Source organism: Brevibacillus soli, assembly GCF_044759095.2.
GTDB lineage: Bacteria > Bacillota > Bacilli > Brevibacillales > Brevibacillaceae > JBIYSM02.
In genome coordinates, this window is sequence record NZ_JBIYSM020000092.1 from 1 (window position 1) to 3,130 (window position 3,130).

Genomic DNA, 3,130 nt, shown 5'->3' on the forward strand with positions numbered 1-3,130 from the left:
AAATTACGTTAGGTGTGTTTGCCATTCTCAAAAAGGGCGAAAAAACTAATTGACATAGTACGCTTATACACTAAAAAAGCCTGCCCCAATATGGGACAGGCAGGAGAGGGAGCCATGTTAGAAGAAAGCGGACAGCTTTTCCCAGAGGAAAAACCGGACTTCCACCTGCGGCGTGTCGGCAGCAGCCGTAACCTGCTCTGATACGCTTTCACTGTCTGTTTCCGCTGCATCCGGCAGCGGTTCTTCCGCTTCGACCAGCGATCGTTCCAGACGCTCAAAACGCAGTTCCTGCAAGGCGTCACGGCGCTCGCCCGTTTCTTCGCTTGCCGCTTCTTCGTCTTGCTGTATTTCTTCCACAACCGGTTCGCTCGGCTCCTCGTCGATTTCCGCCGCTTGCACCGCGTCCCCATTGGACATGTCGATGAAGCAGAGCGGCGGGAACAGCACACACCACCAGTTTTGTCCGTTTGCTTCGCCGATGCGAACGCGAAGCGCCTCATAGGTGCCGGCGGGATAGAGATAGGAACCGTACAGCTTGGTCGGGAACTCCACCTGGCCGAAATCCACAGCAGCGGAATAAGCAAACCCGCGTTCTTTCAGTGTTTTATCCACAAGCGCCTGCAGTTCTGGCAGTTTTTGCGCCACGACCTGTCTGGCTTCCTCATACGAACGGATCTCTTTTACCCACAGATTCATCTGGGCAACAATGGCATCTCGCACTTCACGCTTTACCCACTGATCCTGAACGGAGTCGCTGTTGGCCAGGATCCGCAGGCGAATCGACTCCTGAGGGATCGGCCCATTACCTCGAACAAGGGCCGCTGCAAGCTGTCCCTCCCAGCTCATCATCGCAACAAAAAGAGCAAACAGAATTAAAAAGAACCGCTTCATGTTTATCCGTCTCCCTCTATCATACCGTTTCTTTGCTCTCTCTCTTTCTAGCAAACAGTATGGACGGAAACTCTCACAAACATACGCGGTTCTTAAGAAAACCCACCCGGCTATAGCAGATTTTATATCCGCCAGCCAATTACGACCCGCTCTATTCCGGCCAGATCCGGCACAATTTCCACGCCGTCGATCACTCCGGACGCGGTGAGCAGCGCAGCCACGTCTTGCGCCTGGTGAATTCCCACCTCGTAGGCGACGAGTGCTTTTTCCTTCAACAGACAGGGAAGCGCGGCACACAACCGGCGGTAGCAGTCCAATCCGTCTTCACCGCCGTCCAAGGCCAGGCGGGGCTCATACTCCCGCACCTCCAGGTCGAGCTCCTCCACATCAGCGGAGGGGATGTACGGCGGATTGGAGACGAGGATGTCGAGCCGCTCACCTTTTTCCAGCAGCGGCTCCACCAGGTCTCCCTGGAGAAACCGCACGGCTGCGCCCAATCGTTCCGCGTTTTCCGCAGCGATGGCGATTGCATCCGAAGACAGATCGACAGTCGTCACTTGCCAGTTCGGCCGTTCGCAGGCCAGCGTCACCGCAATCGCCCCGCTGCCTGTACCAATGTCGGCCACTTGCAATGGAGCACTTGCCGGCCAGATGCGCCCCGCATGGAGCAGCACCTGTTCAATCAGGATTTCCGTCTCCGGGCGGGGAATCAGTACACCCGGACCCACGGCAAACGGTCTGCCGTAAAACTCCTGGCAGCCAAACAGGTACTGCAGCGGTTCGTGCCGCATCCGCCGCTCGCACAGTTCACGCAGCTTTTGGAGATGATCTTGGCTGATCGGTTCATGCATCGAGGTCAAAAACCGGGTGCGATCCCAGCCCAAACAATGACGAATCATCAGCTCCGCCTCAAACCGAGGGTCCTTCATCCCCGCTTCCCGCAAAAAGGAAGAAGCCCGTAACAGGGCTTCGCGAATCGTTCCGACATCATTCCACTTACGCGCTTGTTGCATGACTTTTCAAGAGCTCTGTCTGCTCGTGCATAATCAGGTTGTCAATCACTTCGTCCAGATCCCCATCCAGAATTGTTTCCAGACGGTGCAGGGTCAAGCCGATGCGATGGTCAGTCACACGGCTTTGCGGGAAGTTGTAGGTACGAATCCGTTCACTTCGGTCCCCGGTACCGACCAGGCTCTTGCGGGTCGCGTCCTGCTCGGCCATCGCTTGCTGCTGGTAGAAGTCAAACAGGCGGGCGCGCAATACGCGCAAGGCCTTGTCCTTGTTCGAGTGTTGGGACTTTTCATCCTGGCAGGAGACGACAATTCCGGTTGGAATGTGTGTTACGCGAACCGCGGATTTGGTCGTGTTGACGCTCTGACCACCCGCGCCGCTGGAGCAGAAGGTATCAATCCGAATATCCTTCTCGTTCAGCTCCACTTCCACCTCTTCCACTTCCGGCAGAACAAGCACGGTAGCGGTAGAGGTGTGGATGCGGCCGCCGGATTCGGTTGCCGGGATGCGCTGCACGCGGTGGGCGCCGCTCTCAAACTTCAGCTTGCTGTAGGCGCCGCGTCCGTTGACGGAGAAGATGATTTCCTTGTAACCGCCGATGTCGGTCTCGTTGGCTTCCAGCACTTCCACCTTGAACCCGTGACGCTCAGCGTAGCGGGTATACATGCGGAACAGATCGGCCGCGAACAGCGCTGCCTCGTCCCCGCCCGCTGCACCGCGGATTTCCACGATGACGTTTTTGTCGTCGTTCGGGTCCTTCGGAAGCAGCAGAATCTTCAGTCGACCCTCCAGCTGTTCCTTGCGCTTGGAAAGATCGGCAATCTCCAGCTTCACCATTTCGCGCATCTCATCGTCCAGCTTTTCTTCCAGCAACGCCTTGGCGTCTTCCAACTGGGAATTGACCGATTTATATTCACGATATGCAGTTACCGTCTCTTCCAGAGAGGACTGTTCCTTGGACAGTTCACGCAATCTCTTTGTATCGTTAATGACGTCGGGGTCACATAGTAGATTGGTCACTTCTTCATAACGCTCTTCAACTGCTGATAAGCGCTCGAACACTGTCATTCACCCCATTGTAAAAAAATGCTTTATAACAGGTAAAGTATAGGGGATAAGCTAGAAAAAGTCAAAGGAAAGTGTTTGTAGTGTGTTATTGTTCTGTGATATTGTCACTGTGTAACTGTTCTATGAAAATGTCACCATGGGACAGGAGATAATCACATTG

The 3,130-nt window shown here is 54.9% G+C and carries 3 protein-coding genes; all 3 read right to left on the minus strand.

The features are described 5' to 3' along the window. Nucleotides 1–117 precede the first annotated feature (117 nt). Nucleotides 118–891, minus strand: coding sequence for a stage II sporulation protein R (spoIIR, locus tag ACE99V_RS20200; RefSeq protein WP_400492991.1), 774 nt, complete (start codon nucleotides 889–891; stop codon nucleotides 118–120). Nucleotides 892–1,013: 122 nt separating this feature from the next. After that, on the minus strand, nucleotides 1,014–1,904 hold the full coding sequence (gene prmC, locus ACE99V_RS20205; protein WP_400492992.1) for a peptide chain release factor N(5)-glutamine methyltransferase: 891 nt from the start codon (nucleotides 1,902–1,904) through the stop codon (nucleotides 1,014–1,016). Continuing rightward, on the minus strand, nucleotides 1,888–2,964 hold the full coding sequence (prfA, locus tag ACE99V_RS20210; protein ID WP_400492993.1) for a peptide chain release factor 1: 1,077 nt from the start codon (nucleotides 2,962–2,964) through the stop codon (nucleotides 1,888–1,890). Before prfA ends, prmC begins: the two co-directional genes overlap by 17 nt. Nucleotides 2,965–3,130 lie beyond the last annotated feature (166 nt).

Bases quoted from the DNA above. Each gene is read 5' to 3' on its own strand.
- spoIIR (WP_400492991.1), bottom strand. From the start codon at position 891: ATGAAGCGGTTCTTTTTAATTCTGTTTGCTCTTTTTGTTGCGATGATG.
- prmC (WP_400492992.1), bottom strand. From the start codon at position 1,904: ATGCAACAAGCGCGTAAGTGGAATGATGTCGGAACGATTCGCGAAGCC.